This is a genomic window from Paenibacillus sp. NPDC058177, assembly GCF_042883835.1.
Lineage (GTDB): Bacteria > Bacillota > Bacilli > Paenibacillales > Paenibacillaceae > Paenibacillus_AQ > Paenibacillus_AQ agri.
In genome coordinates, this window is record NZ_JBHVVB010000002.1 from 679,480 (window position 1) to 704,790 (window position 25,311).

The 25,311-nt window shown below is 45.9% G+C and carries 25 protein-coding genes; 4 read left to right on the forward strand and 21 right to left on the reverse strand.

Features of this window, described 5'->3' with window-relative positions; genetic code table 11:
* Positions 1-85: 85 nt before the first annotated feature.
* The 8 genes from ACFVU8_RS13040 to ACFVU8_RS13075 all read right to left on the reverse strand — a co-directional run bounded on the left by ACFVU8_RS13040 (position 86) and on the right by ACFVU8_RS13075 (position 9,048).
* Positions 86-910, reverse strand: a complete 825-nt coding sequence (locus ACFVU8_RS13040) for an aldo/keto reductase (RefSeq protein ID WP_387427737.1) — start codon at positions 908-910, stop codon at positions 86-88.
* Positions 911-977: 67 nt separating this feature from the next.
* Positions 978-1,766: an IclR family transcriptional regulator gene (locus ACFVU8_RS13045; protein ID WP_387428021.1), complete on the reverse strand. Its 789-nt coding sequence runs from the start codon at positions 1,764-1,766 to the stop codon at positions 978-980.
* Positions 1,767-2,091: 325 nt separating this feature from the next.
* Positions 2,092-3,063 carry an alpha/beta hydrolase gene (locus tag ACFVU8_RS13050; RefSeq protein ID WP_387427739.1) on the reverse strand — a complete coding sequence of 324 codons (972 nt, stop codon included), beginning with the start codon at positions 3,061-3,063 and terminating at the stop codon, positions 2,092-2,094.
* A 137-nt stretch (positions 3,064-3,200) separates the two neighbouring features.
* A complete protein-coding gene (locus ACFVU8_RS13055) occupies positions 3,201-3,485 on the reverse strand; it encodes a CD3324 family protein (RefSeq protein ID WP_175372295.1) in 285 nt (94 codons plus the stop codon).
* A gap of 799 nt (positions 3,486-4,284) precedes the next feature.
* Complete coding sequence (locus tag ACFVU8_RS13060) at positions 4,285-5,082, reverse strand: hypothetical protein (protein WP_387427740.1); 798 nt, start codon at positions 5,080-5,082, stop codon at positions 4,285-4,287.
* A complete protein-coding gene (locus tag ACFVU8_RS13065; protein ID WP_379469467.1) occupies positions 5,082-6,050 on the reverse strand; it encodes an ABC transporter substrate-binding protein in 969 nt (322 codons plus the stop codon). Before ACFVU8_RS13065 ends, ACFVU8_RS13060 begins: the two co-directional genes overlap by 1 nt.
* Positions 6,051-6,085: 35 nt before the next feature.
* Positions 6,086-7,297 (reverse strand): alpha/beta hydrolase family protein, encoded by a 1,212-nt coding sequence (locus ACFVU8_RS13070; protein WP_387427741.1) that lies wholly within the window; start codon positions 7,295-7,297, stop codon positions 6,086-6,088.
* Positions 7,298-7,467: 170 nt separating this feature from the next.
* Positions 7,468-9,048, reverse strand: coding sequence for an AraC family transcriptional regulator (locus ACFVU8_RS13075; protein WP_387427743.1), 1,581 nt, complete (start codon positions 9,046-9,048; stop codon positions 7,468-7,470).
* A 179-nt stretch (positions 9,049-9,227) separates the two neighbouring features.
* Between ACFVU8_RS13075 and ACFVU8_RS13080 the strand changes: the two genes are divergently transcribed.
* Together ACFVU8_RS13080 and ACFVU8_RS13085 are read left to right on the forward strand one after the other, a co-directional pair.
* Entirely contained in the window at positions 9,228-9,587 is a 360-nt protein-coding gene (locus ACFVU8_RS13080; RefSeq protein WP_066364646.1) for a MerR family transcriptional regulator, read from the forward strand.
* A gap of 94 nt (positions 9,588-9,681) precedes the next feature.
* Positions 9,682-10,113: an Rrf2 family transcriptional regulator gene (locus tag ACFVU8_RS13085; protein WP_387427744.1), complete on the forward strand. Its 432-nt coding sequence runs from the start codon at positions 9,682-9,684 to the stop codon at positions 10,111-10,113.
* Between the two features lie 63 nt (positions 10,114-10,176).
* Here ACFVU8_RS13085 and ACFVU8_RS13090 read toward each other — a convergent pair whose 3' ends face one another.
* Positions 10,177-10,539 carry a VOC family protein gene (locus ACFVU8_RS13090; RefSeq protein WP_379469475.1) on the reverse strand — a complete coding sequence of 121 codons (363 nt, stop codon included), beginning with the start codon at positions 10,537-10,539 and terminating at the stop codon, positions 10,177-10,179.
* A 194-nt stretch (positions 10,540-10,733) separates the two neighbouring features.
* On the opposite strand from ACFVU8_RS13090, the gene ACFVU8_RS13095 reads away from it, so the two are divergent.
* Positions 10,734-11,489 (forward strand): Nif3-like dinuclear metal center hexameric protein, encoded by a 756-nt coding sequence (locus ACFVU8_RS13095; protein WP_387427746.1) that lies wholly within the window; start codon positions 10,734-10,736, stop codon positions 11,487-11,489.
* 75 nt (positions 11,490-11,564) lie between these two features.
* On the opposite strand, the gene ACFVU8_RS13100 is transcribed toward ACFVU8_RS13095, so the two are convergent.
* Both ACFVU8_RS13100 and ACFVU8_RS13105 read right to left on the reverse strand, forming a co-directional pair.
* Positions 11,565-12,497, reverse strand: coding sequence for a DMT family transporter (locus ACFVU8_RS13100; RefSeq protein ID WP_387428022.1), 933 nt, complete (start codon positions 12,495-12,497; stop codon positions 11,565-11,567).
* A complete protein-coding gene (locus tag ACFVU8_RS13105) occupies positions 12,497-13,357 on the reverse strand; it encodes an AraC family ligand binding domain-containing protein (RefSeq protein WP_387428023.1) in 861 nt (286 codons plus the stop codon). The genes ACFVU8_RS13100 and ACFVU8_RS13105 overlap by 1 nt, the downstream gene beginning before the upstream one ends.
* Before the next feature lie 136 nt (positions 13,358-13,493).
* On the opposite strand from ACFVU8_RS13105, the gene ACFVU8_RS13110 reads away from it, so the two are divergent.
* Complete coding sequence (locus tag ACFVU8_RS13110) at positions 13,494-14,699, forward strand: DNA glycosylase AlkZ-like family protein (RefSeq protein WP_387427748.1); 1,206 nt, start codon at positions 13,494-13,496, stop codon at positions 14,697-14,699.
* A 168-nt stretch (positions 14,700-14,867) separates the two neighbouring features.
* Here the strand turns inward: ACFVU8_RS13110 and ACFVU8_RS13115 are convergent, their stop codons facing one another.
* The 10 genes from ACFVU8_RS13115 to ACFVU8_RS13160 all read right to left on the reverse strand — a co-directional run bounded on the left by ACFVU8_RS13115 (position 14,868) and on the right by ACFVU8_RS13160 (position 25,301).
* A complete protein-coding gene (locus ACFVU8_RS13115) occupies positions 14,868-15,575 on the reverse strand; it encodes an HD domain-containing protein (protein ID WP_387428025.1) in 708 nt (235 codons plus the stop codon).
* 561 nt (positions 15,576-16,136) lie between these two features.
* The gene (locus tag ACFVU8_RS13120) at positions 16,137-17,090 is read right to left on the reverse strand and encodes an MBL fold metallo-hydrolase (RefSeq protein ID WP_387427750.1); all 954 of its coding nucleotides are present in this window, start codon (positions 17,088-17,090) and stop codon (positions 16,137-16,139) included.
* Positions 17,087-18,838 (reverse strand): ABC transporter ATP-binding protein, encoded by a 1,752-nt coding sequence (locus ACFVU8_RS13125; protein WP_387427752.1) that lies wholly within the window; start codon positions 18,836-18,838, stop codon positions 17,087-17,089. Before ACFVU8_RS13125 ends, ACFVU8_RS13120 begins: the two co-directional genes overlap by 4 nt.
* 18 nt (positions 18,839-18,856) lie before the next feature.
* Positions 18,857-19,636, reverse strand: coding sequence for an energy-coupling factor transporter transmembrane component T family protein (locus tag ACFVU8_RS13130; RefSeq protein WP_387427754.1), 780 nt, complete (start codon positions 19,634-19,636; stop codon positions 18,857-18,859).
* 14 nt (positions 19,637-19,650) lie between these two features.
* Entirely contained in the window at positions 19,651-20,241 is a 591-nt protein-coding gene (locus ACFVU8_RS13135; RefSeq protein ID WP_066364667.1) for a hypothetical protein, read from the reverse strand.
* Positions 20,242-20,260: 19 nt separating this feature from the next.
* Entirely contained in the window at positions 20,261-20,962 is a 702-nt protein-coding gene (locus ACFVU8_RS13140) for a Crp/Fnr family transcriptional regulator (protein WP_066364668.1), read from the reverse strand.
* A gap of 37 nt (positions 20,963-20,999) precedes the next feature.
* Positions 21,000-21,458, reverse strand: coding sequence for an NUDIX domain-containing protein (locus ACFVU8_RS13145; protein ID WP_387428026.1), 459 nt, complete (start codon positions 21,456-21,458; stop codon positions 21,000-21,002).
* Positions 21,459-21,684: 226 nt separating this feature from the next.
* Positions 21,685-22,521: an SDR family NAD(P)-dependent oxidoreductase gene (locus ACFVU8_RS13150; protein ID WP_387427756.1), complete on the reverse strand. Its 837-nt coding sequence runs from the start codon at positions 22,519-22,521 to the stop codon at positions 21,685-21,687.
* A gap of 592 nt (positions 22,522-23,113) precedes the next feature.
* On the reverse strand, positions 23,114-23,842 hold the full coding sequence (locus ACFVU8_RS13155; RefSeq protein ID WP_387427759.1) for an SDR family oxidoreductase: 729 nt from the start codon (positions 23,840-23,842) through the stop codon (positions 23,114-23,116).
* 151 nt (positions 23,843-23,993) lie between these two features.
* A complete protein-coding gene (locus ACFVU8_RS13160) occupies positions 23,994-25,301 on the reverse strand; it encodes an LLM class flavin-dependent oxidoreductase (RefSeq protein WP_387427761.1) in 1,308 nt (435 codons plus the stop codon).
* Positions 25,302-25,311 lie beyond the last annotated feature (10 nt).

Below are 25,311 nucleotides of genomic sequence, written 5' to 3' on the forward strand. Positions count from 1 at the left end.
TGATATTTTTACTACTCTATCTTTGGATGCAAAAAGCCCGCAAATCGCTTATAATAAGCGGATTTACGGGCTTTGAATCAATCAATTATCTCATATGAAATTCATTTGGATGCGGGCCTTTGCGGCGGTTACTGTCCAGTTGATTGATGGACTCCATCTCGTCAGCGGACAGTTCAAAGTCAAACACATTGAAGTTTTCTTCAATTCTGGAAGGAGTAACGGATTTCGGAATCACAATCGCGTTACGCTGCAAGTGCCAGCGAAGTACGACTTGCGCTGGAGATTTGCCATGAGCTTCGGCCAGCTTGACGATGGCTTCGTCCTTCAAAACATCGCCGCCTTGATCCAGTGGGCTCCAGGCTTCAACAAAAATATCGTGCGAATCACAGAACGCCTTCAATTCATTTTGCGCCAGGTATGGATGGCATTCGATCTGATTGAGGACCGGCTTCACTTCACATTCCTTCAGAAGACGCTCCAAATGCTCGATTTCAAAGTTACATACACCGATCGCCTTCACTTTACCATCATGGTACAGTTTCTCCAGCGCCTTGTAAGTATCAATGTACTGATCGAAATTCGGCGTTGGCCAGTGGATCAAATACAAATCAATATAATCGAGTTCCAGCTTCTTCAAGCTTTCATCAAAAGCGCGCAAGGTGTTCTCATATCCTTGATCTGCGTTCCACACTTTAGTGGTGATGAACAGCTTCTCCCGAGGAATTACGGATTCCTTGATGGCTTGTCCCACACCCAGCTCGTTCTGATAAATCATGGCCGTATCAATCGAGGTATAGCCCACTTCAAAGGCTTTTGTTACAGCAGCAGTCGCTTGGTCATCGCTAACCTGCCATACGCCGAATCCAAGCTGAGGCATTTTTACATCGTTGTTCAATGTTACAAAATTCATGGTCTATTCTCCTCCGAATATATTTTTTATTTATTCAAATCAATTTCATAAACGCTCACTTATCAAATTATGAAATTGATTCATGGCTCAACAGATTTGAAATCTCTTGTGCACATGACGTTACCTGTTCAATATGATAGTCATCCTTCTCTTTGGACACTCGGGTTGTAGGACCGCTAATCGCAATGGCTGCAATGACCTTGCCATCCTTCCAGATCGGTGCGCCGATGCACCTGGCCCCGCATTCCCCTTCTTCATCATCCAAAGCATAACCTTTGACCTTAATGTTACGCAGTTCCTCACGGAATTTCTCCTGGGAAGTAATCGTATGCTCAGTCTGCTTCTCCAAAGACATATTCTCCAAGATCCACGACTGCAACTCTTCACTCTGATAAGCAAGCAAACATTTTCCAATGGCATCGCCACGAATAGGCTTACAATCACCGATCACATGATGAGTTCGAGTGGCATACATCCCTGAAATTGCATGCGTGATCACTACCTCTGTGCCATGAAGCATTCCGATGTAGGAGGTCTCCCCTGTCGTCTTGCTTAGCTTGTCCATAGAGGGCACGGATTGCAAGAGATCAACGTCCTGCTTGAGGAGATTCTCATTTTGTAATTTGGATACAAACACATCCGAAATCACAAACCCGTTTTTGGGGCTTCTCATGATGAAATCATTCTGCTCCAATGTGCTAACCAAGCGATAAGCCGTGCTTTGGTTGAGCTGTAATTCTTCCATGATTTCTTGAGTGGTGATGTTGGGATTATGGAGTACAAGGTTAAAAATATCCAAACCCTTCTTGAGCGTACCGACCTCATTGCGGTTTATGTCCCCACCCCCTACTGCAATAGTATCCCACTTACAATTGAGATTATAGCAAAGGATAATTTATTATTCAAATATAGATAATTAAATAATGCATTTTATCCATAATGGATAAAATGTTTCGTTAACCCAATATTCCTGCAAGCAGGACGTTGTTATATACATTTACTATGCAACACTCACATGGTAAATTTAGTAATCATATCAATTTAGTAGATACGTAACCCATGAAAAATAAGGACGTACCTGTTTGAAACAAAAAAACAGCGGCAACCTAGGAATTGAATTATCAAATCCATAAGCTGTCGCTGCTTTTGTTATGAGTTCTTACTGTTATTTTTCTTCCGGATTAAAGCAAATCCAGAGCCTTCAGCAAAGCATGCTCACTCGATTTCGCACCTTCCTGAGAATAGTGAGCATTCGGGAACATTGGCGACAGATGGTGGTAGCCCGGATAGACATGCAGTTCCACCAAAACACCATCATGAATCAGTTGTTTCGCGAATAGCAAAGCCTCGTCAACGAATAAATCAATGCTGCCGATTGTAATAAAAGTAGATGGCAACCCAGCAAGTGATTTTGCACGTGCAGGCACGTAATATTCACTTACGCCTTCCTGACCTGGTTCATGACCTAATACAGATTTCCAGCCAAAATAATTACTTGCTTTATTCCAAACAAATTCTCCGGCATAAGGATGATCTGGTGCAACACTCGTACGGTCATCCAACATCGGATTACGCAATCTCAAATGATGAATCTCAAATTCCTTCTGATCCCGAATGTATAAAGCCACACCAGCCGCCAAACCTGCGCCAGCACTTGAGCCTGCAACGGCAACTTTCTTAGCGTCGATTCCCAGTTCTTCCGCGTGTTCAATACACCATTTTAGGCCCGAATAGATATCCTCTAGCTGGCTTGGCTGAACATGCTCAGGTCCCAGGCGGTAATACACAGACACACAGCAAAAACCATGCTGCACAGCAAGAGCGGCATTCCCCATGCGGTCACCGACCGGACTTCCCATAACCATCCCCCCGCCGTGAAGAGAATAGTATAAAGGCATCTTTTCATATTTTGGCTGCGTAGGCTTAATAATCTCTATACGTACTTCCGGCCCGCCAAAATAACTGGGTACCGTTCTTTCTTCAAAGGTAACCGGGAACTTTTCCGTAACATCGATTTGCGGCATCATTTGTGCTTGCTTCATACGTGATTCTATCAAAACAGACGGAGTAAGATCCGTTGTCGGGAACATATCAAGGGCGCTAACCACTTCTGGGTCCACCAGATGTCTGCTTCTGCTCTGCTCTTCACTCATTGTCATATTTCCTCTCTATATGTCATTTTCAGACCAGCTGTCTCTATCGTTAGTCTACAGTGTACCCTCCACTCTTAAAATGAACACAATGACTTAGAATCATTTTCGGCATAAAAAAAGACACTGATGAAGGATGTTCACCAGTGCTGTTTCTTACTTTTATGTGAATAGACAATTTTCTTTATCGTTTCGATCGAGAGAAAATGTTCCTCGGCGAGTTGCTCGATACTGCTGCCATTTTTAAAAGCAGCTCGGATCGCGACATTACGCTCATCAAGTAACCGTCGCCCGCCGCTCTGACTTCCCCAATGCTTATACTCCGTTTCCGGCTTAGGAATGTAGAGCGTTTCTCCCTGAACATATTTTTGAATTTCCATAATTAGCTTTTCGGGTAACACTTTTGCTGCATTAATATATTTCATTGTGCCCGCTCCTTATTTTAAAATTTCCAAATAAGGTGCAAAGCCAACATATTAGAAGAGCTTATTTAGCGTTAGCGTTAAAAAAGGTTTTGCCCCATGCAAAGTAACGCTTTTCTAATACAGGCTTTGCATGAGTGGGAGAAGTACCAGACAATCTTACAAGATTCTCCATCTATTAAGCACCCCCTTGTCGCTAATCATTATATCATAGTTTCAAGTGTGGCTGTCACGAACAGCACTGCGAGGACAATTGTCTTTATCACGTATCTCTTCATCAACGTTGGCTTAAAAAAGTATCAAAGTGTAATTAACGGCATTTTTGTACCTTAAATCCCCTGCATTTACGGGTTAGTGGCGATTAGGTGCATTATTGTACCTTAATTCTTCCAGAATACCTCGTCCAGCGTGCTTTTTCGAAAATTAAGACACAATAATGCCCTTATTTACCTTATTCACCTATATTGAAGAAAAATAAGGTACAAATATGCCGTTAGTTAGGAGTGGTCCCCTCTTTTTCACTGTTAAAACGACTGGTGAAGGGGAATGTATTGCTTCTAGTGACATAGGTGGATTTGAACAGCCATGGATTATAGATGTTGCTGTCGACCGTCTATTCCGGCGCTAGCTTTCCTATGGAAAGCTAGCAGACTAGCGTTTTGCGCCTACAGTCAGTTCCAAACTTCCCCATTCGCTCATATTTATCAATCTCTTTTGTTCGGCATATATAATCGTTTCTTTCTATATAATCTTGAAAAGAAAAAAGGCAACCCTTTTAATAAGGATTGCCTTTACGTTTTGTTTAACCCTGCTGAAGCCAATTCATACGATCTTGCTTGGAGAGGCGTGGGCAAGTATAGCAGTACGACCGATTAGTACGCTTATATTGTAGGCAGCAGGTATTTTTGATAGCAAGTGTCTTCCCTGCCTCGAGCGGATGGTCGATGAACCGGACTTTAGCTTGGAGCGGGTTCCTCGATCGTCCGAAGACCTCAGGGCCAAGATCATTACACATGAAGGCATCGTCTTCAGCCAGATAGGACAGAAGCGAAGCATTATCCTGTGAAGAGAACAATGCTTGCAGCTTTTCCCTGTAGTTCTGTAGAGAGGTCGGCAGCTGTCCCCATAACATTCCTAACTGAAGTCCGCTTGCCTCTGATAGACAAAAGAGCAGAGGACTGACAGTATCCTTATAAAAACGGCTGAATACTTGCTCCCGCCATACAGTCCAATCTACCGTGTCTCTCTCTCCTGGCGCATGATCTAATTGATCCTCCGACAGTTGAAAGGCAATTCGGGTGTAGCCTTGCTCAGGTATGAGATGTACCTGCAAGTTTGTAAGTGTGAGGTTCGGAACGGTATTGTGCACAGAAACGCTATACAACAGCGCAGCAGCCACATCCCCAAACCAGCTGACAAAATAAGCTGCAGCAACTGGAAGCTCCTCTGCCTCAATGAACTCACCGTAGGCCGTGAGAAAGTTCTGCACAGCTACCTTCTCGGTTAAAGCTTCCCCTCCAACAGTACATACAGCCTTCCCCTGCTGTTGAATATGAAGGTTAAAATAGGAGCTGAGCTGATCCCAAATATTCGTGTCCATTATTTAACGAAGATTCTAGTCAGATCATCCAGCATGGAGTTAGCAGCGTTAGGTCCATATCCACCGAACCATGAATCCGAAGACAGGGTGTACACCTGATTGTTCTTAACGGCTTTTAGATTTTTCCAGATGCTTAGATCTTGCAGCTCGTTATAGATACTTTCATTGTCGTTAATGAGCAAAATGTAGTCCGGGTTGATTTGTGGAAGCTTCTCATTGGATAACGACTCAAAACGATTCTCCGGTCCAGTTACCGGATAGACAGCAGGCCGGGTGAAGCCGAAATCATCATACAACCATTTGTAATCCGTATCCCCGTAATAACGAATATCGTTACGAATACGCAGTACCATCAAGGTTTTTCCAGCTACTTTATCGTGAATCTGGTTCACTGCCTCCTGCTTGTGCTTATCATAGTCGGTGATGACTTGCTCAGCCTTGTCTTGAAGGCCAAAAGCTGTAGCCGTTGCGCGGAACGCTGTCTGCCAATCAGGGGCTACATAGCCATTTTCTAGCATGGCCGTAGGCGCTATTTTCGCGTACTCGTCATAGATTTTTTCGCTGTTGGTGTCTGTAATAATCAGATCGGGAGTTATGGATAACAGCTTTTCAAGATTAACCTTTCCTTGATCGCCAATAATCTCAACGTTATTCAGAAAAGGCTTCAGGTACAGCGGAAAATCTTCATTTTGAGACTTAACTGAAGCCGTCGGCGTTAAACCCAGTGCGATCATATGATCCGTTAAATAAGTTACCGTTGTGGCAATATGAGCAGGCTGATGATCAAGTTTATGTTCCCCATTGATATCCTTGTAGGTAAAAGATGTCTCTTGGGCTGTGTCCGGACTGGCAGTCTGTTCTGCAGCAGGTTCAGAAGACTCCTTGCTGCAAGCTGTAGCAATCGCTAGCAGCATCATAATCAGAATTACTACGCTCAATGGGCGCAGCTTTGTATAATGGTTTCTCATGTTTCTTTCCCCTTTTTCATTCTACTTGATGAGTCTTATACAGCTCGATGGTCTCTCATGACACGGGAACTGGTGATCCAGCCTCTGGCATTGGTCAATTGCATATAAAATACTCCGCCTACAATAGGCAAAGAGACATGCGCTTCTCCGTGATCATTACTATTCTCGACCTTGTGCAGAAAGGCCGCCTCCGAACACCAACTGGCGTTCCCCCAGTCCGAGTCATCTTCACACCAGTACAGCACGGCTTTAGTCACCTCAAGCGGCGATTGAAAAAGCACCTGTACCTGCTCCCCATGCTGCTCTGCGCGAAGAATGCGGATTAAGGCAGGACCGTCTCTTGTAATACTGTCTGCAAAAGCATAGCTCTCTTCACAGGACCATGCTGCCGGATAGGTATGAGGTAGTCCATGCTGAATGCTTAGTCGGCTCTGCAGCGGCGCATCCTCATAGTGATGTTCATGCTGTTCGTAGGACTTCACAAAGATCGACAACGGAAAATGCGAATCCTGGCTGCCGTTGAGCCACAGCATAGGTATCTTGCTTTGGTGCAGATAAGAAGACGGGTCCCACAGACTCCGAAGGTGCTCTGCTGTAGCAGGCGGCATCTTAGCAAATCCAAGACCGTAGAGAGTACCTGGCTCATAAAGATAGCCACATCCATATACAGGCATGGCAAAAGAAAGCCTGCGATCCAAACCAGACACCAGACTTGTAATAATGCCTCCCCATGAGATTCCTGTAATCCCAATTCGGTCTACATCCACACCAGGTAGCGCGCGAAGGATAGTGTGTGCTGATAACACAGCGGCTACAGCGTGATACATCCATTGATCCTGCAATTCTTCACCATAATCTGCGAACACTCCCTGCTTGATGGGGCCGCTCCAAGGATGTGCGGAGAAGTGTGACTGGGATGGGTCCATACTAAGATGATCATGGCTTCTACTGCTGATGTTGTTATAGCTTTCAAAAGAGACCTGTCCCTCAAGATCCATCGCAATTGCGGCGTAACCCCGGTCATTCCATTGCTTCACCCAATGGGAAAATGCGCTCCCTGCACCGCCATGAACCAAAATGATCCCAGGGACCTGCTTAGAGATCTCATCTTGCTTATGTTCTTCGATCTTAGACATTCCATAGTAGGCAAATACTCGTGTTTCCTTTCCCTTATATGGAACCCCTTGATAAAATACGGCATGAATTCCGGTCTCCTCATCTTCAAAAACCGGATATAGGGCAGGCAATTGGAATAATGACTCCAAATCCCAGGGGATGTGAGTAAAAATAAAAAACCTCCCCCTCCATAATCATGAGAATGATTTTCTTTCTCAACAAACAATAACACTGAACCCTTCTCATTAACATGGATTATGGGGAGATGCAATTTGGATTTTTGTTACCTTTGGAAGTGAAATTAGCGTCTGCTCAACAGCTCAGCAAAATAAGATAAAGCCCGGTCATGAGACCAAGCAGAATACTCCAGAAGTTTCTCTGTGCCAATATCAAAGATTCTGTTATTTTTCGCTGCCGTCAGATTTTGCAACAGCTTGCTTCTCTGCAATGTCCGCCACTCTAGTGCTGCCTTGGGGGATGGATCAACCATAATAACAAGGGCATCGGCGTCATAGGCCGGAAGATCTTTTCGAGTTACAATTTCATACACATCAACTTCGTCTAATGGATGCGTAGCCGTAAGCTGAAAATCGCCATAGAGCACCGAACCTGCATTCCGATCCCCATAGACCCGGTATTCATTATCCATGATCCGCCAAATATTAAGCGTTGCGCTGCCCAGACTCCCGCGTACCTTGCGCCGGACAATCTCTGCTTTGCGATCATACTCTGACAGCCATTGTTGTCCCTCTGGTTCTAAGTCGGCAGCTTCTGCAATGAGCGTCAATTGTTCACGCCAATTCGCAGTAAGCCAAGGAACAGTGACGGTCGGAGCGATTTGCGCCAATTCATGATGGGCCTGTGCATCCAAAAAATCGGTACAGAAAATAAGCTCCGGGTTCGCACCTTGCAGCATGGCTACATTTTCTCCCCACATCTGTCCTATACCTTGTTCATCCGAATGCAAGCGAAGCATCCTGGCATCCGGTTTGTGATTCGGATAGAATGCAGCAGCTCTAGGCAGTAACTGCAAGGCGAGCAAGCTTCCAAAGATCGGTTCGGATACACTGGCAATATTTCTCCTCCGGCTATTTACATAGGTCAAGGGAGACATTCCGGTCTGCTGCTTGAACCGCCGGCTAAAATAAAATTCATCGTCAAATCCCACTCGGGAGGCTGTATCCCTAACCCCGCTACCCGATAGCAATAGTCCCTTAGTCTTGGCCATTCGCAAATCCATGACAAAGGCTGACGGTGATTGCCCCATTAGCTGCTGAAAGGCTCGTGAGAAATAGCCCGGGCTAAGTCCGGCTAACTGCGCAAGCTCGGTTCGATTCAACTCCTGATCAATATGCTCCCTGATATAGTTAGATACACGTGCAATCGCCTCAGCCAACGTTTCCTCAGTAGAAGGCCTGGCTGTTGAGGATTGTAGCAAAGCCATCAGCTGATAAAAATCAGCCTGTCCCCTGTACCGGCTTGGCCGCTCAGCTAGCTGTACCTGGTGTAATCTGTCACAAAGGCCTGCCAGCATTTGAGGATTCTCACAGCGCAGCCACTCATACCGAACAAGATTATGTTTTGCTAAAAGATTCTGTTCCTGCAGCACATAAGTATCAAATTGAATTCGCCAGCCTTTAAAGGGCTCTTGTTCATCTGCTATAATCTTTGACTCTTGCCCTGGGGGTAGTATGCAGATTTCTCCAGGGGCTAGTGAACAAGCTTCACTCCCCCACTCCACCGCTGCTCGGCCGTTCAAGCAAATCAGCATTGTATGTGAATCCATGCTGGCGCAGAAACCCTCACCATTCATCACAATCTCAATCGCTTGTATCCCATTAAAGGTCAATATATCTGTAAAGACGTCCTTAAGTCTATTCATTGAAATTCCCCCTACTCAACGTCTTAGCTCCCGGTTTATTTTATTTGACTATACCCGTTCTCTACATGAATGGAAAAGGGGGGAAATTGGAATTAGCGACTTTGCTAAAATTATCAGTTGTATTGAAGTTCACTTTAAGAGTTATAATAGCCGTAATTCATGTGCGAAGGATGAGAACCATGTATACCATCAAAGAAGTCTCAGAAAAATTCAATTTGGCTTCCCACACGCTGCGATATTATGAAAAAGAAGGCCTGTTGCCGCCTGTTCACCGTATGGACAATGGCAGACGCGTCTACAGCGAGACGGATATACAGCGGATTCAAATGCTGTGCTGCATGCGGGACTCCGGCTTGTCCATTGAAGCGATCAAGCACTACAATGAACTGATCCTTCTTGGGGACGACACTGTTCCGGAAAGACGTGAAATCATTTCTCGGCAAAAAGAGACCGTTCAACAGCACATCGCAGAATATCAGAAATATCTCGACCTATTATCTCAGAAACTGAACTACTACGATGCTTTTTTAGGCAAATAGTGAAAGAAGCTGCTGTAATACAAGATCAAAGTTGACGTTTGAATTGACCAGTTCATTGTTTGGAACTATACTGTGTAGCAAAGAAGGTGAGCAGATGAAACAAATTAGCAGTCGATTTTCGATGGCAGTCCATATTCTCTCGATGATTGCGTTAGATCCACTATATAGTACGGGTGATCGAATAGCACGAAGCATTAATAGTAATCCCGTAGTCATTAGACGGATCATGGCCCAGCTCAAAAAAGCAGGGTATATTGAAACAAAACCTGGAGTTGCAGGGGCCTCCCTTCAGGTCACTCCCGAAAGTCTAACCCTTCTAGATATCTTCCGGGCGGTTGAATCCTTGGAGGGAAATCAGCTGTTCAATTTTCATAAGGACCCTGACCCCAATTGCTCTGTAGGAATGAACATTGAGTCGGTACTTGTACCGCAGCTCTCCCATGCGCAGACAGCAATGGAGCATAAATTAGCTTCCGTTACCCTGGCTCAGATTGTTGAACAATTACGTACCAAAGCAAATGTATAATAAAGCTGCTCCCTATATCCGTGGAGCAGCTTTTTTTATCTTTTAAATTTAAATTTGTGTCAGTTAAACAGTAACCGCTGCTGGCTCTACATATTCAATAAAACTGCCATCGGGATGCTGTACAAAAATGCTTGGACCAATAGGACCGTGCTGATCTCTTATGATGAGGGTATTTTGCTGCTTTAATTCATTCTTCAATTCGTCCATGGAATCCACGTACACTACAGCACGCAGGGATCTGGCAGGCTCCAAAGCCTCTGGACTTCCGGATACGATAACGTAAGGATATACAGTGGCTAGAGATAAGCCTGCCTCAGGAATATCCCACCTCCGATCCATAGACTGATTAGCAAGAGATTCATAATAAGCGACGGTTGTATCCAGTTGATCCGTAAACACGGGTATGAAATGATCTGTAATTTTCATAATAGCCTCCTAAATTTTAATATCTCCTATAACAATAACAGTTATAACTAATGTGGTTATATTATAAATTGTTAATCTTGTCAAACGTCTTTCTAGATAAAAACAAGAAATTAAAAACAATAACTTACATAAAAGGGTTATGCAAACATGCCATCGAATAAGAATCGGAGGCAACTTCAAGGGGGGGAATTAAGATGAATCTAACTGATTTCAATGATTTCATTAAAAGCACCTTTGGCAACTTGGTTGAACAATTCAAAGAAAATGATGAGTATGGCTATAATAATCCACAATCACAGGACATTATTGTGGTTGGGTTTACAACGAACCTAACTCCAGACGTGGTTCACAAAGCAGTTGATAACAAAGTTCAGTTCATTATTACACACCATGACGCCTGGGATTTTCTATACGAAGTGAAAGAGCAATGTGTGAAAGAGCTTATCGAAAATGAGATTTCACATTTTTATATCCATCTCCCTTTGGATTGTGCAGAATTTGGTACCTGCAACTCGCTTTTGCAAGAAATCGGGATATCAAAAATAACTCAGCAGACACACTATGAGGGCAACCACGAAATCATTGGTATTGGTGAGTATAACGAACCTATAGCTTTTGAGGAATTAGTGGATAGAATCTCAACCGCATTAGCTGAAGATGTGAAGGCATGGAAAAACTCCAATACAATGATAAAGAAGGTCGGAATAGTCACCGGTGCTGGAAATTCCACCGATCTAATCAGGCAAGCCAAAGAAGCGGAGTGCGATGTGTATATCACGGGTGAGAAATCATTGTACTCTGTTCAATACGCAAAATTCGCTGGCATCAATCTCATCGTTGGAAGTCACACATTCACAGAGATCTTTGGTGTTAAATCTCTTGTCGAGAGGCTGAAAGCAGCGTTTAACGAGATTGAGACCATCTATCTTGAGGAGGAACATGTGGAGTAATTCCAAGATATGAATCTTCTTTTTTTAAAAAAAGCGCTCATAGACTGAACACATCTTTAGAGAAAGGTGTTCAGTCTATAATGATCCTTGCTCTGTGACAGAATCCGTTACATGCCTGCGCTTACGAAGGAATCTTTGTTCAGACACGATTAAACCTACCAAGGTTAGCGCAATACCCACGATACCAACACCTGTAATCCTTTCATGCAACAACAAATAAGCTGCTATTACAGTAACTACAGGGGTCAAATAAAAGTATACGCTGGTCTTGATCGCTCCCAGAATGCCAACACTCCAGTTCCAGCTAACATAACACAAGGCTGAAGCACCCAAACCAAGGAACAGAAAATTCCACAAGTGAGACCCTGTCCCAAACCGAGCCAGATCCAGTCGAAAATCGCTAATCAAGGTTACAGGCAGCATAAAAATCAGACCGTAGAAGAAGACTCTCCGGGTCATGCCAATTGAAGGGTATTGAAACTGATTGATCTTGCGCAAAAGAATGGAATACAAAGCCCAGCTAATGCATGCAAGAACAGCAAGCAAATCCCCTAGCGGATTTAATTGAAGCTTCGAGCTGCCACTCCAGGAAATAAGCGCAATCCCAATCATCGCAATCAGGAACCCTACAAAAAATCGGAAATGCAACTTCTCATCCTTCAGGATAAAGTGCGCAGCCACCGCTGTAAAAAAAGGAGCTACGGTGACGATGACGCCTACATTGGAGGCATACGTATAGGTTAGAGCAATATTTTCCAAGAGGAAGTATAAGGTCACACCGCATAGCCCGGCTGCTGCAAACAGTAGTTCCTCCGCTCTCTTCTGAAACGGAATCAGTCTTGGATGAACGATCCACAATGCAGCATAACCAATCAGAAACCGGGTAAACAAAATCTCCATGGGACTAAAATCGCTCAAAAGTACCTTGGACGAGATGAAGGTAGTTCCCCAAAACAATATGGTGACCAGGGTTGCGATATGTGCGGTCGTCCGGTGACGAGAATTCATCATTGGCGCTCACCCGAAACCGGGGTTTCTGTTACCGTTTCCTGCTGATAGATCCGCATGTACTGCCGGGGCGTCAATCCTATCATCCGTTTGAAAAAATGGGTGAGATGACTTTGATCGCTAAAGCCAGTCAGGTGCGCTGCATCAACAGGAGCCACTCCCTGCTCCAATAACTTCTTGGCATTGCCAATTCGGATGGTCTCCAAATAGTTGTAAGGAGAAAGCCCTTTATGCCGGGTAAATGAACGCAGAAAATGATACTTGCTGAGTCCAGCCAAATCGCTCAATTGCGACAATGTAATTTTAGACGCATAGTTAGCTTCCATATAATCGCACACGACCCCGAATTCAGAATAACCCGTCCTTCCAGTCCGTCCATGCTCCTCCGGTGAATTCGAATAATCCTGCAGCAATTGGCTAATAAAAAAGAAGAACCATTCCTCTTTTATAAAATCAGACTCGCCCTTAAGGATCATTTCATGCAATTCTCTCAAAGCTGGCGCTAACTCGCTGCCGGAAAGTACATTCTGTGTGAATGAAGGTAAAAACGCACGGCCCGCAATATCGTTCATGATGCTCATCATACGATCCGGCTTGATATTGATGCTCCGATAATCTAACGGCCTGCCATCCACCTCCTCACAGGAATGTACATCACCAGGATTAAAGATCAGGAGATCACCGGGCTGAATGCTATACTCTATATTGTTGCACAGCATACGGCGCGGACTGTTCTCTATATATCCGAATACATAATGATCGTGAAAATGATTGGGGAAGCTGTGCATCACGCCTTGAAACCGGTAGGCTTCCACTTGCAGTTCTGTGTCATAACATGCTGTTCTTAATTCACCTGGCACTGGCATTACAACGCCTCCTTTAACATTCTTCATAACTATATCAATAAGGATGACGAAAAGATTGCATGATATTGCTCTAGTTCATACTGTAAACAAGAACTGACGTTTGGTATAGTGGAGTTGTAATCATTCCTCATTGAAGAAAGCAGGGATTATTATTACACAGCCATCCTTTTCAAAAGCAGATATCAGAAAATACTTAATTACCTATCATCATTTAAGTGATGATTCAGCGCTTCAGAGCATAGATCAAGTTGCTGAGTATATCCGTAAAGTTGGCTGTATTCAATATGATCCGCTTGATGTCGTAGGCCGTAATCCCGATCTGACGCTACAGTCCCGCTGCGCTGCATACCGTAAAGGAGATATAGACCAGTATCTGTATACCGAGCGGGTTTTGTTTGATGTATGGGATAAAAACATGTCTATATGTGAGATCAGCGATTGGCCTTCTTTTAAACGATTCAGGGAAAGGTATTTGCACTGGTGCCGTGAGCACCAAGAGACGATTGACGCCATTAGTGCATATCTAAGGGAACATGAGACGGCATGCTCCTCCGATTTTGTACTGGAAGAAAGGGTAGATTGGCATTACGGACCGCAGAGGCTGGCCAAGGCCGCACTAGAAGCGATGTGCTATGCAGGACTTGCCGTTGTTCATCATAAAAAAGGGACTCGGAGATATTATGGCTTGGCCGATCAATTTATACCCGAGCCCTATTTCAATGCTCCCACCCCTTATACGACAGAGGAAGAATTCTATAAATGGTTTGTCTTGCGGAGAATCAATAGCATCGGCATCTTGTGGAACAGACAAAGCGATGCTTGGCTGGGGATTAACGGACTTAAAAGTCAGGATCGGAACAGGGCATTCGAAGCATTGCTCCATGAGGGGCGCATTATTGAAATCACCGTCGAAGACATAAAACATCCTCTGTATCTTTCGGCTACTAACATAGAGTTATTGGAATCCGCAACAGAGCATGAGCTTAGTGGCAATACGGCCAGAATTCTCGCTCCGCTGGATAATCTAATGTGGGATCGGAAGTTGATCCAGGAATTGTTCGGCTTCGAATATACATGGGAGGTCTACGTTCCTGCCGCTAAGCGCAAATACGGTTATTATATACTCCCTGTGCTGTGCGATCAGCAACTGATTGGCCGAATCGAACTGGAAACGGATAAAAGCAGCAAGACTTTGATAGTGAAGCACTTTTGGCCACAGCCTGGGACGAATATCCTGGACTATCGGGAGCAGTTGCTATCTGGCCTGGAACGCTTTAAACAATACAACCTCTGTGATGTCATTGAAATTAGACCGGACGTACTGTTTCTTAAATAACCGTTACTCCCGATTGCCGAGAGGTTAATCAAGCAGGCGGAGCCATTACAGAGGGCTTGCGTCAGGCAGAATCCCAGGAATCCCAGCCTCCCGTATCCGCAAAACCCGCGAAGCGCTCTGGAAGATCAGGGCTGTCGCGGGTTTTTGTGTTTTTAGAATCATGTGGCTTTACTTCAAGGCAGTTACTACAGGGGAGCTAAGTCCCAGTTCGCTCTCGAATTGCTTTAAGAATGCGGTCATCACCTGATGGCGCTGCTCAGCCATCCTTTTTCCAGGCGCCGTATGCATACCGTCTGCAAGCTTCAAGAGCTTTTCATAGAAATGAATATGGACCGAGCCATAGGGAGGAACGTTAGGATCAAATGCAGACACGATTGATTTCTGCTCCTCCTCAATCATCGGCAGGCCATGTGCACCTCCGAACATAAAAGTACGGGCAATCCCGACTGCCCCTATGGCTTCCAGCCGATCCGCATCCTGCAAGATTTGCGCATCCAGCGAAAGAACGGCGTTAGTGTTATAGCTCTCATGCAGCGCTATGACATCCAGAATATTATCGAATGCCTTCTCCCCGATCTCTGGAATAATCAACGAGCCAAACTCCCGGCGCAGCTCTGCTATCGCCTCAAGACCGAAATGCAGCCGCCCGGTTAGCTTCTCTTCTTTGCGATAGTAATCATGCATCAGTCCGGCTGCGGCGGCGATATCTACATCGGCATGAAGTTCTTCCGCGATGCTTGCCGAGAGCTCCATGACCCGCACTGCATGCAAAAAATCATGGCCTGTCGTGTCATCACACATCTTGGCAAATACCTTAGCTACGACAGGTCCAATCCATTCCGGCAAAAGCCTTGTAATATACGGAAAATTCAACATCCTCACACCTATTCCTCCTAATGTTATCTATATAATTTCAGGAAAATGGTTGCTAGTCAGGGCAATAGAGCCTTTACTATCTGCCTCCCTCATCTCATCATCTCTGCATGCCTAAATTGGTGTAGCTCACTTCATACCTAAATTGTCGTGGCTCCTGCATTTCCGAATTTGGCGTAACTCACTTCATTTCTAACTGGCGTAACTCACTTCATTCCTATATAAGAGCATTTTCGTACCTTATTTTTCTTGTTTTTAGGTTGTTCAAGGAAATAAGAGCATTATTGTAGCTTAATTTTTGGAAAAGCGCCCTAAAGAGGGACATTTGGAAAATTTAACATACAAAAATGCACTTATCTTAAGCAAAACACCTGCTGCATCTGATTTAAGGTACAAAAATGCACTTATTTACACCATGGGGAGCCTTGAGCCCCTTCCATTGCATGTCTTCTCGACTTTTGTTTCAATCTCTCGTTTCTCTTGTTTCTCTTGTTTCTCTTGTTTCTCTTGTTTCTCTTGCTTCTCTTGTTTCATTCTCTTGTCGTCTCTTCTAACTTGCTTCTTCTACGACCATACGCGCCATTCATGCTGTTTAAGCAGCCTCATTCCGCACAGTGCTTCTTCTCCAAGACCTGCCGGTGCTTTGCCATAATGCATCAAATAGGTATGTTGGCGAATAGCTTCAGGGTATTGGCATAAGGCTACGAAGCTCGCATGGACGGGACTGGAATCAAAGCTGCAATCATGGTAATAATCCGTAATTCCTTCTTCGTGGAGTCTGGACACCAGGTCTGCGTCCGCCACCATATCTGCGCTATAAAAGAAGCGATTATCGATCACGAGCGAACAGCTGAACTTGGAAGGCACGTGATGTGTTTGAATCCAGTACATAGGCAGTAGCGGGTGGTCTGCTACAGCACCAAAGCTACCATCGTCACCACCAGCCCTATTAACAACACCTGCACCATTAGTAGCATTAGTAGCATTAGTAGCATTAGTAGCATTAGTAGCACTAGCACCACCAGTACCATCAGCATCACCAGCACTACTAGCACTACTACCATCACTCACTTCACCAACAACACCAGCAACGCCCGCACCGCTGCTTGCCGTTAACCAGAAAGTTTCCTCTTCTTCGACGGTCTGTATATCAAAATAATCTGCTAACGACGTTTTTCCTTCTGCCGTATTCTCCAAAGTTCCGCGTAAATGCTGTTCCCATAACATGTGTTGCAGCGGAGCCGGTAGCCAGAGCTTCATCTTGCGTCCAGCTGCATAGGCTCCGTACAATGCGGCTTCATCCAGCCCTCCGCAATGATCGTAATGCAAATGTGTAATAAAGATGCCATCGATATCCTCAAAGCCGAGTCCAAGTTCATGCAAGCTGTGCCAAGCCAGTGCTCCGCAATCAATCAGGAATCGGTGACCCTCCACTTCCAGCAATGCATTATTATGATAAGTTGATTTCACAAATCCGTTGCCGACGCCGAGCATCATGATGCGAAATTCCCGGTTCATTCTGCACCTCCGCCAAGAGCCGGCTCTGGCAGAGCCGCAGCGGATAAAGTCTCCACCAGCTCATTAGAGGTCAGCGCAGTCGGTGCCCAACCCCAGATATGCGACAGCTCAACCACTGGCGGAAGCGTAATATGATAACGCTCCAGCTCTTTCCCCTTTGAAAACACCTCACGAGTAGGCGCATCCCACACAATCTGTCCCTGCGACAGTACAATCGTGCGCGGAATATAGTCTGCTACAACCCGCATATCATGCGTAAGCATAATAATGGTATGGCCTTGGCGCCAGAGCTCGGCAATATAATCCATCATTTCCCGGCAGCGTACGGAATCAAGTCCAGTCGTCGGTTCATCCAGAATAATTACTTCCGGCTGCATCACCAGTATGGAGGCAATCGCTACTCTGCGCCGCTCTCCCCGGCTTAAGAAATGGGGATGCTCCTCCAAATACTTATCGATTTGCAGCAGTTTGGTCACTTTCATGACGCGTTCCTCAATCTCAGAAGCCGGCAGCTTCTGCACACTTAAGCCATAAGCAACTTCGTCATATACGGTACGCCGAACGAACTGGTAATCCGGATTTTGAAAAACAAAGCCGATGTGACGCGCCCGCTGGTCAGCCCGGTATTCACTGGAGGGCTTGCCGTGAATCAGCATCTCTCCACCATGCGGCTTCAAGAGGCCCGTAATCAGCTTGCACAAAGTAGATTTGCCTGCACCATTACGGCCAATGACTGCTGCGAATTCGCCCCTGCCGATCTTGAGATTCAGCGGCTTGATGGTCATCTCATCTTCCTGCTTGCGGTAGCGAAACGTGATATTCTTCAACTCCAGCAGCGTTTCACCATCAGGTGTTACCCCGCCTTCAGACATACGATCACTCTCCTGCCTGGGAGGTTCAGGACGAACAACACCTCTGTTGTACAAAGCCTTCCGTAGTTCTTCCACTGACAACGGATCACAGTCCCTGTGCTGCTCGTCTTCTATTTTCACACCCAGCTTACGTGCCAGTTCAATCACTTGCGGCATCGGCAGCCATTCCCGGACAAGCGGTTCATCGTATAGACGGTTTGGCGGAGCATCCGCTACGATTTCCCCTTCTGCTACCACGATTACCCGGTCGACATAGGGCATAGAAACATCGAGATTATGATCAACAAAGACGATTGTATACCCCCATTCCTGGTGCAGCTGGCGAATCGTCTCCAGCACCATTTCTTTGCCAAGTGGATCAAGCTCTGCAGTCGGCTCGTCCAGTACAATGACCTTCGGCTTCGTCATCAGACAAGCGGCAATGGCGACTCGCTGCTTCTGCCCGCCGGACAAGTCCAGTGTGGAGCGAAGCAGCAGCGACTGGATCTCCACTCTCTCCACAACTTCTTCCAGCCGCCGGTCAATCTCTTCAGCGGGGAAGCCCATATTTTCAAGCGCAAAAGTCAGTTCTTCCTTCACCGTACCCCTGACGAGCTGCCACTCCGGGTCCTGCAGTACGGTCCCCACCACAGAGACGAGATCGTTCGGATAGACATCTTGTACCCGGTTCCCGTCCACCGTCACACTCCCCTGGTAAGTGGAACCTTCCGTTTCATGGGGAATCAATCCGTTGATTGAAAAGCATAACGTCGACTTCCCGCCGCCGCTTGGCCCAGTGACAAACACAAATTCGCCGGGCGTAATATTCAAATTCAATTGATGCAGCATCGGCTTTCCCGACGAATACGTACAGCTGTAATTATCGAAACGGATCATCTTGACTCTCCTCCGTTGTTATAAAGTAAAGAAGCATCTTAGCCCTAGCCAGGTGATAAACAGCAGCCCACCCGCCAGGATGACCCGTTTGTCGAGTCCGGTAATCCTGGGATTGTAATAGTACGTCCGCTTGTTCTTCCGCCCCGCCCCCTTGAGTGTCAAGGCGAAGCTGGTCGTACGGAATCGCTTCAAGAAAACGAACAGAACTGGAACAAGCGTACTTGCGAACCGGACAGAACGGGCATACAGATTGCCTGAGCGAAAATCGACGCCCCGCACGTATTGCGCGTCCATCACCGTTTTGACGTCGAAGATCATCAGGCTCCAGTAACGCAGCGCAAGGGATACGGACAATGTCACGAATTCAGGCAGCCCGAACTTTTTCAGCCCCATAACAATATCTTCATTAGAGGTCGTGAACAGAATCAGGAAGAAGAGCAAACACCAAATCAGCATACGGCACATAAATTTTAGCGAAACTACGATGTTACCAGAAGAAATAATGATTTTCCAATAGCCCAAATCCGCCTGATAGTATAACGTTCCACCTGCGTCAGACAGAAAGTAAGACAAACTCATCGTGAATGACAGGATCAGAACGGGAACGAGCAGCAGCCAATGCCATCGTGAGGGACGAATATAAATGAATAATGCCAAACACACCAGCAGCAGACCTGTCAGACTTACGAGCTGGTCCATAAAGAGCGGAATAAAGGTAAGGAGTAAACCAAAGACTAATATTTTCGTAAAGCCGTGCAAGTAGTGCAGAAGCGAATTCGATGGATAATACAATTGCATAAGTGTAACCCCCGTCAGCCTAGAAACCTTTTGAAAAACAAGCCGGACTTATTCATATAGTCAGACATCCACGCGAACAGAAGCGGGCTGAAGATGGCTGCAGCGAGCGTGTTGCTAACCTGCATCCAAGGCCAAATCGTGCCCCATACGACATTGCCAGGAATCTTTTGAATGAGGACCAGGTTCAGTGCTACTAATACCGTGGACAGAATCATCCCCAGCGTTACGGTAACGATGAAAACAATACGATCCTTCGCGCCTTCAAACCGGACTTTGCGGAAAGCGATCCCCGGAACGAACCCCATAATGAACTGGGCAAGCAAGGCTAGAGGATAGATGGCCGGATTCATACCAACCACAACCATAGATAGAATATTGCCGACCACAAGTCCAGCCGAACCCCAAACGCCAAACCAAACTCCGAACAGCGGGGCGAAAATCGCCGCAGGATACAGCACTTGAACCGTACCTAACTTGATAGGGACAAACCGGGAAATATAAATGGTCGCTCCAAAAATCAGCGCACTGATCACCATCGCCACAATATGACGGGCGGTCACCCCTCTTTTCGGTAATCCTGATTGCATGGAAGTCAATTGGCTCACAACAAACACTCCTTAGATGTTATTTTTCCATGTCCGTTAATTCTTTTTTCAATAAAAAGCGGCTCCACTCATTGCAGATAATCCGGTTTTTATCTACGTAAATGATCTCCCGGTCCTTCAGCTCCTTGAGCACCCGGTTCACACTGCGCAGCGTCACTCCCCACTGGGAGGCAATATCTTCGCGAGAGATGGGAATGATAAATGATGCCTGCTGGTTAAAATTGAAATGCTCAACCTGCCCGTATAAATAGCGGAGCAGCTTGTGCCTGAGGGACATCGACACATGGTCAATGGATTTGCGCACCGTCTCATGCAGCTTCCCGGCTAATTGTTTCGTTAAGTACAGTAAGAAATGATTATCCGCCAGCAACCATCTTTGGTATATATCCTTCTTCAGCACAAGTGTAGAAGACTGCATCTCGGCGGTAATGCGGCAGACGTACGGCGTCATTAACGCTATCTCGATATCACTGATCATTTGCCCCGGATCGAGATAGGCAATAATGAGGATCGTGCCGTCTTCCAGAATGTGCTCTACTTTCAAGCGCCCCTCTATAACGATGAAGAAGACAACAGGATGCTCACCTTGCTCACATACCAGTTCTTCAGGATAATAGCGCCATAGTTCCCAATGGACAAGCAGTTCCGGCGGCATGTGTTCCAGCATGTCATGCAGCCATCTGTAGTTGTTCATCAAGTTGAGCAGGACTGACTTGTCCATTTGCAGCCTCCATTACCTTTTTACAGCTATTATTCCCCTAGAGCTTCTGATCTTGCAAGACTCGCTTGGCGATTTCTCGAACCGCAACCGGCACCGGCTCTTCGTCCAATTGAATGGCCTCCAGCCAAATCCACTCCTCTTCGGCTTCCGTTCGCGCTCCGGAAATGATTTCTCCAACATAAATGTAATCGATATGGTCATGCTGATTATCGATACGCTCAAGCTGAATCTTGATTGGAAAAGCCAACGGAACTACACCAGACTCTGTATGACTGTCTTCCTGTGCTGACACAAGCCGAATTAGATAGCCCGTCTCTTCCCACACTTCTCTGACAGCTGCTTCATCCGGCGTCTCGTTCGGCTCCAAGTGCCCCCCTGGCGGGAAAAAGCACCCGACAAACGGCGGTTTTTGCCTCCGCATGAATAAGAGCGCGTTGCGTTCTTCATTCAGGACATAGACCGTAGCGGTAAACTCTCTAATCCGCTTCTGTTCGATCTCTCTTCACCTCCATTTCGCTTGCCTCATTTGATTCTTATTTTAGAGATTTTTCCGCACGAAAAAAGGACAATTGTCTAGTAATGTTAAATAAAATGACACGTTTCGTAAAATGACTATTAAACATAAAAAATAGGACATCCCGACTGGAATATAGCTCCAAAATCAGGATGTCCTCTATGATTTATCTTTTATTATTCACCATTCATGCTGGTCTTTTCATTATTTAGGAAGAGAAATTTACCGTCTCACTCACTTGACGCCACTTGGCATCCGTTGCGGCACGGGCTTGCTGTGCTGCATCTGCATTATCGACCGCATCCTGGCCCAGCAGCAAACGAAGAGGAGCCTCAGGCAGCAAGGCTAGCTCGCTAATGACTTCAGCAAACTTCTCAGGTTCACTGCCAAATTGACCTGAATGCTCTTGCAGCATTGTAGCTAACGCTCCAATGGTCTGTTCATACGGCTGGCTGATTGGCGGAATAGTCATGGAAGAACCCGCCCAATCTGTCCGCATGCCGCCTGGCTCAATGACAGTTACCTTGATGCCAAAAGGCGCCACTTCTTGTGCCAGTACCTCGGAGAACCCGCCAACAGCCCATTTTGCACTTTGATACGCCGCTAAGCCCATAGTAGCAATCCGGCCGCCTACAGATGAAATCTGGATGATATGCCCACTGCCCTGTTTGCGCAAAATCGGAACGACAGCCTTGGAAACATAGACAACACCATAGAAGTTCGTATCAATCTGGGCCCGGAAATCATCCAGCGTGACATCTTCAACCGCAGCGACATCACCATACCCGGCATTGTTAACCACGACATCCAAACGTCCAAACACTTGATGGGCTTGTTCAACCGCAGCAGATACAGCTTGCTCATCACTGACATCTAGCGCAAGCGGATGAATCTGCTCACCGTATTGTTCAACCAAATCATTCAGTGACTGCGGGTTGCGGGCAGTTGCAATAACATAATCCCCTTTTTTCAGAACAACTTCTGTCAGACTGCGTCCAAGACCTCTGGAGCTGCCGGTAATGAACCATACGTTTGGTTTAGACATTGATATTCTCTCCTTTTATTAAATATCGCGGCTTCGTTTCTGCTTCGATATTATCTATTAATCTCACTCCTGTATAATAAACGATCATTCAGTTATAGTCAATCTGCTGCGAAAACTTACCAGCGATCGCTTACCACTTACCACTTACCATACAGCTCGGAACAAAACCCGCGAAATAGCCTTTTAAAATCAGCTCTGTCGCGGGTCCTTATATTAATTTACTTTGATGCTATAAAGAATGGCATAAAAACAAACATAGCCAAGAAAAAAGAGAGCTTGTATAAGAAGGACCGAAGTGTAATTAACGGCATTTTCGTACCTTAAATCCTCTGCAGCCAAGGGTTAATGGAGATTAAGTGCAATATTGTACCTTAAATCTTCCAGAATACCCCTTACTGCGTGCTTTTACAAAAAATAAGATACAATAATGCCTCTATTTTCCTCATTTGCCTATATTAAAGAGAAATAAGGTGCAAAAATACCGTTAGTTGAGGAGGTGGCCACCTTTTTCATTGTTAAAACTGTTAGGGGAGGTTCCCCTCTTTTCACTGTTAAGAAGACTGGTGAAGGGGTCTACACTTCAGAGATAAGCTTACCAAAGCACCACGCCATTTTCGTTAAAGAAACCTCCGGTTGGTCCGTCTTCCGGCAGTGTCGCAAGGTGAGTAATAATTTTAGCCGCCTGCTCAGCTGAACGATGACCTTGATTACCTGTTAAGTCTGTAGAGGTATAACCCGGGTCAGCCGCGTTGATCTTCAGTGGTGTATTTCTAAATTCCTTGGCGAACATGATCGTCAATGCATTCACAGCCGTTTTGGAGCTAGGGTAAGCAAGGAAGTTAAAATTAGCGTATTCAGCAGCCGTATCACTCATAAAGGCCAATGACCCGAGTCCGCTGGATACATTAACAATTCTGCCTGCAGGAGCCTCAGTCAGCAAAGGAAGGAATGCTTTCGTTACAGCAAACACACCGAAAAAGTTCGTCTCATACGTTGCCTTTAAATCAGACAATTCCAGTTGGCTTGGCGATGCAAATGCTTCAAAAGAAGCTCCCGCATTATTAACCAATACATCGAGTGATCCGAACTCATCCGCGATTTGCTTGGAGGCAGCATCAATCGTACCTTGATCCGTAACGTCGAGCACAATGTGACGAGCATCGTAACCTTCGCTTACCAGCTTCGCCGCCGCTTCCTTTCCTCTTGCCTCGCTTCTTGCTCCTAGCAGGACAGTATATCCTAAGGCTCCCAATTGTCTAGCTGCTGCGTATCCAATCCCTTTGTTAGCTCCAGTAATCAGAGCAGTCTTTGTATGTGACATGGTTTTACCCCGTTTCTGTATGAATTTGTTTGAATAATTTTAGTAACACTCACACTCTACAACCTGGAGTACACTCCAAGTCAAGCGCTGCCATATTCAGCAGTCTATCCTTCAAATTCCGTCCATATTTACGGGGAAAACCTCTTGCCATTTAAGATTGAGCGTGACGATTCTTTGGTATGCTCAGTCCCAGATTTTCTCTAAGTGTGGAACTCTCATATGCTGTGCGGAATAAGCCCCGCTCTTGCAGAATCGGCACCACTTCATTTAAAAAATCATCCAGTCCAAATGGACCGAAGGGAACGAACATAAAGCCATCTGCAGCGCCTGCTTCGAACCACGCCTGCAGCTTATCTGCGATTTGTTCCGCCGTGCCCATGAATGGACTGCGCGGAGTCGTCGCTTCCAAAGCAAGCTGTCTGAGCGTTTTCCCGCTCTGCAGTTCTTCTGTAAAGTACTTATAAGTACCTTCCTGACCCGGAATCAGCTCCAGCAGGTTGATTGCCGGCTCATCCAGCGGAAACTGCGAGAGGTCAAGGTGGTTAAAGAATCGGCTAGTATAGTTAAGAGCATGCTCGATGGTGACGAGGCCTGCAATCTCCTGATATTTTTGCTCAGCTTCCTCTGCGGTCGCGCCCACAACAGGAGAGATATTAGGGAACACTAGAATATCGTCTGCCGATCGTCCAAAACCTGCAGCTCTCTTCCTCATATCTTCTCTAAAAGCAATCGATTCTTCGATCGTTTGTGGAATAGCGTAGATGGCATTGGCGAATTGGGCGGCAAAGTTACGGCCCGGTTCCGACAATCCCGCTTGGAAAATAACCGGCTGTCCTTGCGGGGAGCGGTCGATGTTCAGCGGCCCTTTGACGGAAAAGAATTTGCCCTTATGATTCAGGGTGTGCATCTTCGCAGGGTCAAAGAATACCCCCGTCTCCTTGTCGCGTACGAAGGCATCGTCTTCCCATGAATCCCATAACCCCTTAGTGATTTCCAGATATTCCGTAGCCAATTCATATTTTTCATCATGATGGACTTGCTTCCCGTTGAAGTTATTGGCTGCTCCATCAAGCAATCCTGAGGTAACAACATTCCAGCCTGCCCGTCCGCCACTCATTTTATCCAGCGAGGCAAACTGACGTGCGATAGTAAAAGGATCACTGTAAGTAGAAGATACCGTACCTACAAGGCCGATATTCTTCGTGACAGTTGCCAGCGCGCTGAGCAAAGTAATCGGTTCAAAGCGATTTAAAAAATGAGGCAGCGATTGCTCCGTAATATACAAACCATCGGCTATAAAAAGAATATCGAAAAGTGCGGCCTCGGCCTTTTGTGCCCATTCCTTGTACAGCTCAAAATCTATACTTGCATCTGCCTTCGCATCGGGATGTCTCCATTCAGACATGCTTCCTCCGACACCGCGCAGGTTGATTGCCAGTTTAATTTTCCGATCGCTCATTGATATTCCT

Excerpts from the sequence above, each read along its gene's own strand:
- ACFVU8_RS13040 (WP_387427737.1), bottom strand. The coding sequence starts at position 910 with ATGAATTTTGTAACATTGAACAACGATGTAAAAATGCCTCAGCTTGGA.
- ACFVU8_RS13050 (WP_387427739.1), bottom strand. The coding sequence starts at position 3,063 with ATGAGTGAAGAGCAGAGCAGAAGCAGACATCTGGTGGACCCAGAAGTG.
- ACFVU8_RS13055 (WP_175372295.1), bottom strand. The coding sequence starts at position 3,485 with ATGAAATATATTAATGCAGCAAAAGTGTTACCCGAAAAGCTAATTATG.
- ACFVU8_RS13060 (WP_387427740.1), bottom strand. The coding sequence starts at position 5,082 with ATGGACACGAATATTTGGGATCAGCTCAGCTCCTATTTTAACCTTCAT.
- ACFVU8_RS13065 (WP_379469467.1), bottom strand. The coding sequence starts at position 6,050 with ATGAGAAACCATTATACAAAGCTGCGCCCATTGAGCGTAGTAATTCTG.
- ACFVU8_RS13075 (WP_387427743.1), bottom strand. The coding sequence starts at position 9,048 with ATGAATAGACTTAAGGACGTCTTTACAGATATATTGACCTTTAATGGG.
- ACFVU8_RS13080 (WP_066364646.1), top strand. The coding sequence starts at position 9,228 with ATGTATACCATCAAAGAAGTCTCAGAAAAATTCAATTTGGCTTCCCAC.
- ACFVU8_RS13085 (WP_387427744.1), top strand. The coding sequence starts at position 9,682 with ATGAAACAAATTAGCAGTCGATTTTCGATGGCAGTCCATATTCTCTCG.
- ACFVU8_RS13090 (WP_379469475.1), bottom strand. The coding sequence starts at position 10,539 with ATGAAAATTACAGATCATTTCATACCCGTGTTTACGGATCAACTGGAT.
- ACFVU8_RS13095 (WP_387427746.1), top strand. The coding sequence starts at position 10,734 with ATGAATCTAACTGATTTCAATGATTTCATTAAAAGCACCTTTGGCAAC.
- ACFVU8_RS13100 (WP_387428022.1), bottom strand. The coding sequence starts at position 12,497 with ATGAATTCTCGTCACCGGACGACCGCACATATCGCAACCCTGGTCACC.
- ACFVU8_RS13115 (WP_387428025.1), bottom strand. The coding sequence starts at position 15,575 with ATGTTGAATTTTCCGTATATTACAAGGCTTTTGCCGGAATGGATTGGA.
- ACFVU8_RS13120 (WP_387427750.1), bottom strand. The coding sequence starts at position 17,090 with ATGAACCGGGAATTTCGCATCATGATGCTCGGCGTCGGCAACGGATTT.
- ACFVU8_RS13125 (WP_387427752.1), bottom strand. The coding sequence starts at position 18,838 with ATGATCCGTTTCGATAATTACAGCTGTACGTATTCGTCGGGAAAGCCG.
- ACFVU8_RS13130 (WP_387427754.1), bottom strand. The coding sequence starts at position 19,636 with ATGCAATTGTATTATCCATCGAATTCGCTTCTGCACTACTTGCACGGC.
- ACFVU8_RS13140 (WP_066364668.1), bottom strand. The coding sequence starts at position 20,962 with ATGGACAAGTCAGTCCTGCTCAACTTGATGAACAACTACAGATGGCTG.
- ACFVU8_RS13150 (WP_387427756.1), bottom strand. The coding sequence starts at position 22,521 with ATGTCTAAACCAAACGTATGGTTCATTACCGGCAGCTCCAGAGGTCTT.
- ACFVU8_RS13155 (WP_387427759.1), bottom strand. The coding sequence starts at position 23,842 with ATGTCACATACAAAGACTGCTCTGATTACTGGAGCTAACAAAGGGATT.
- ACFVU8_RS13160 (WP_387427761.1), bottom strand. The coding sequence starts at position 25,301 with ATGAGCGATCGGAAAATTAAACTGGCAATCAACCTGCGCGGTGTCGGA.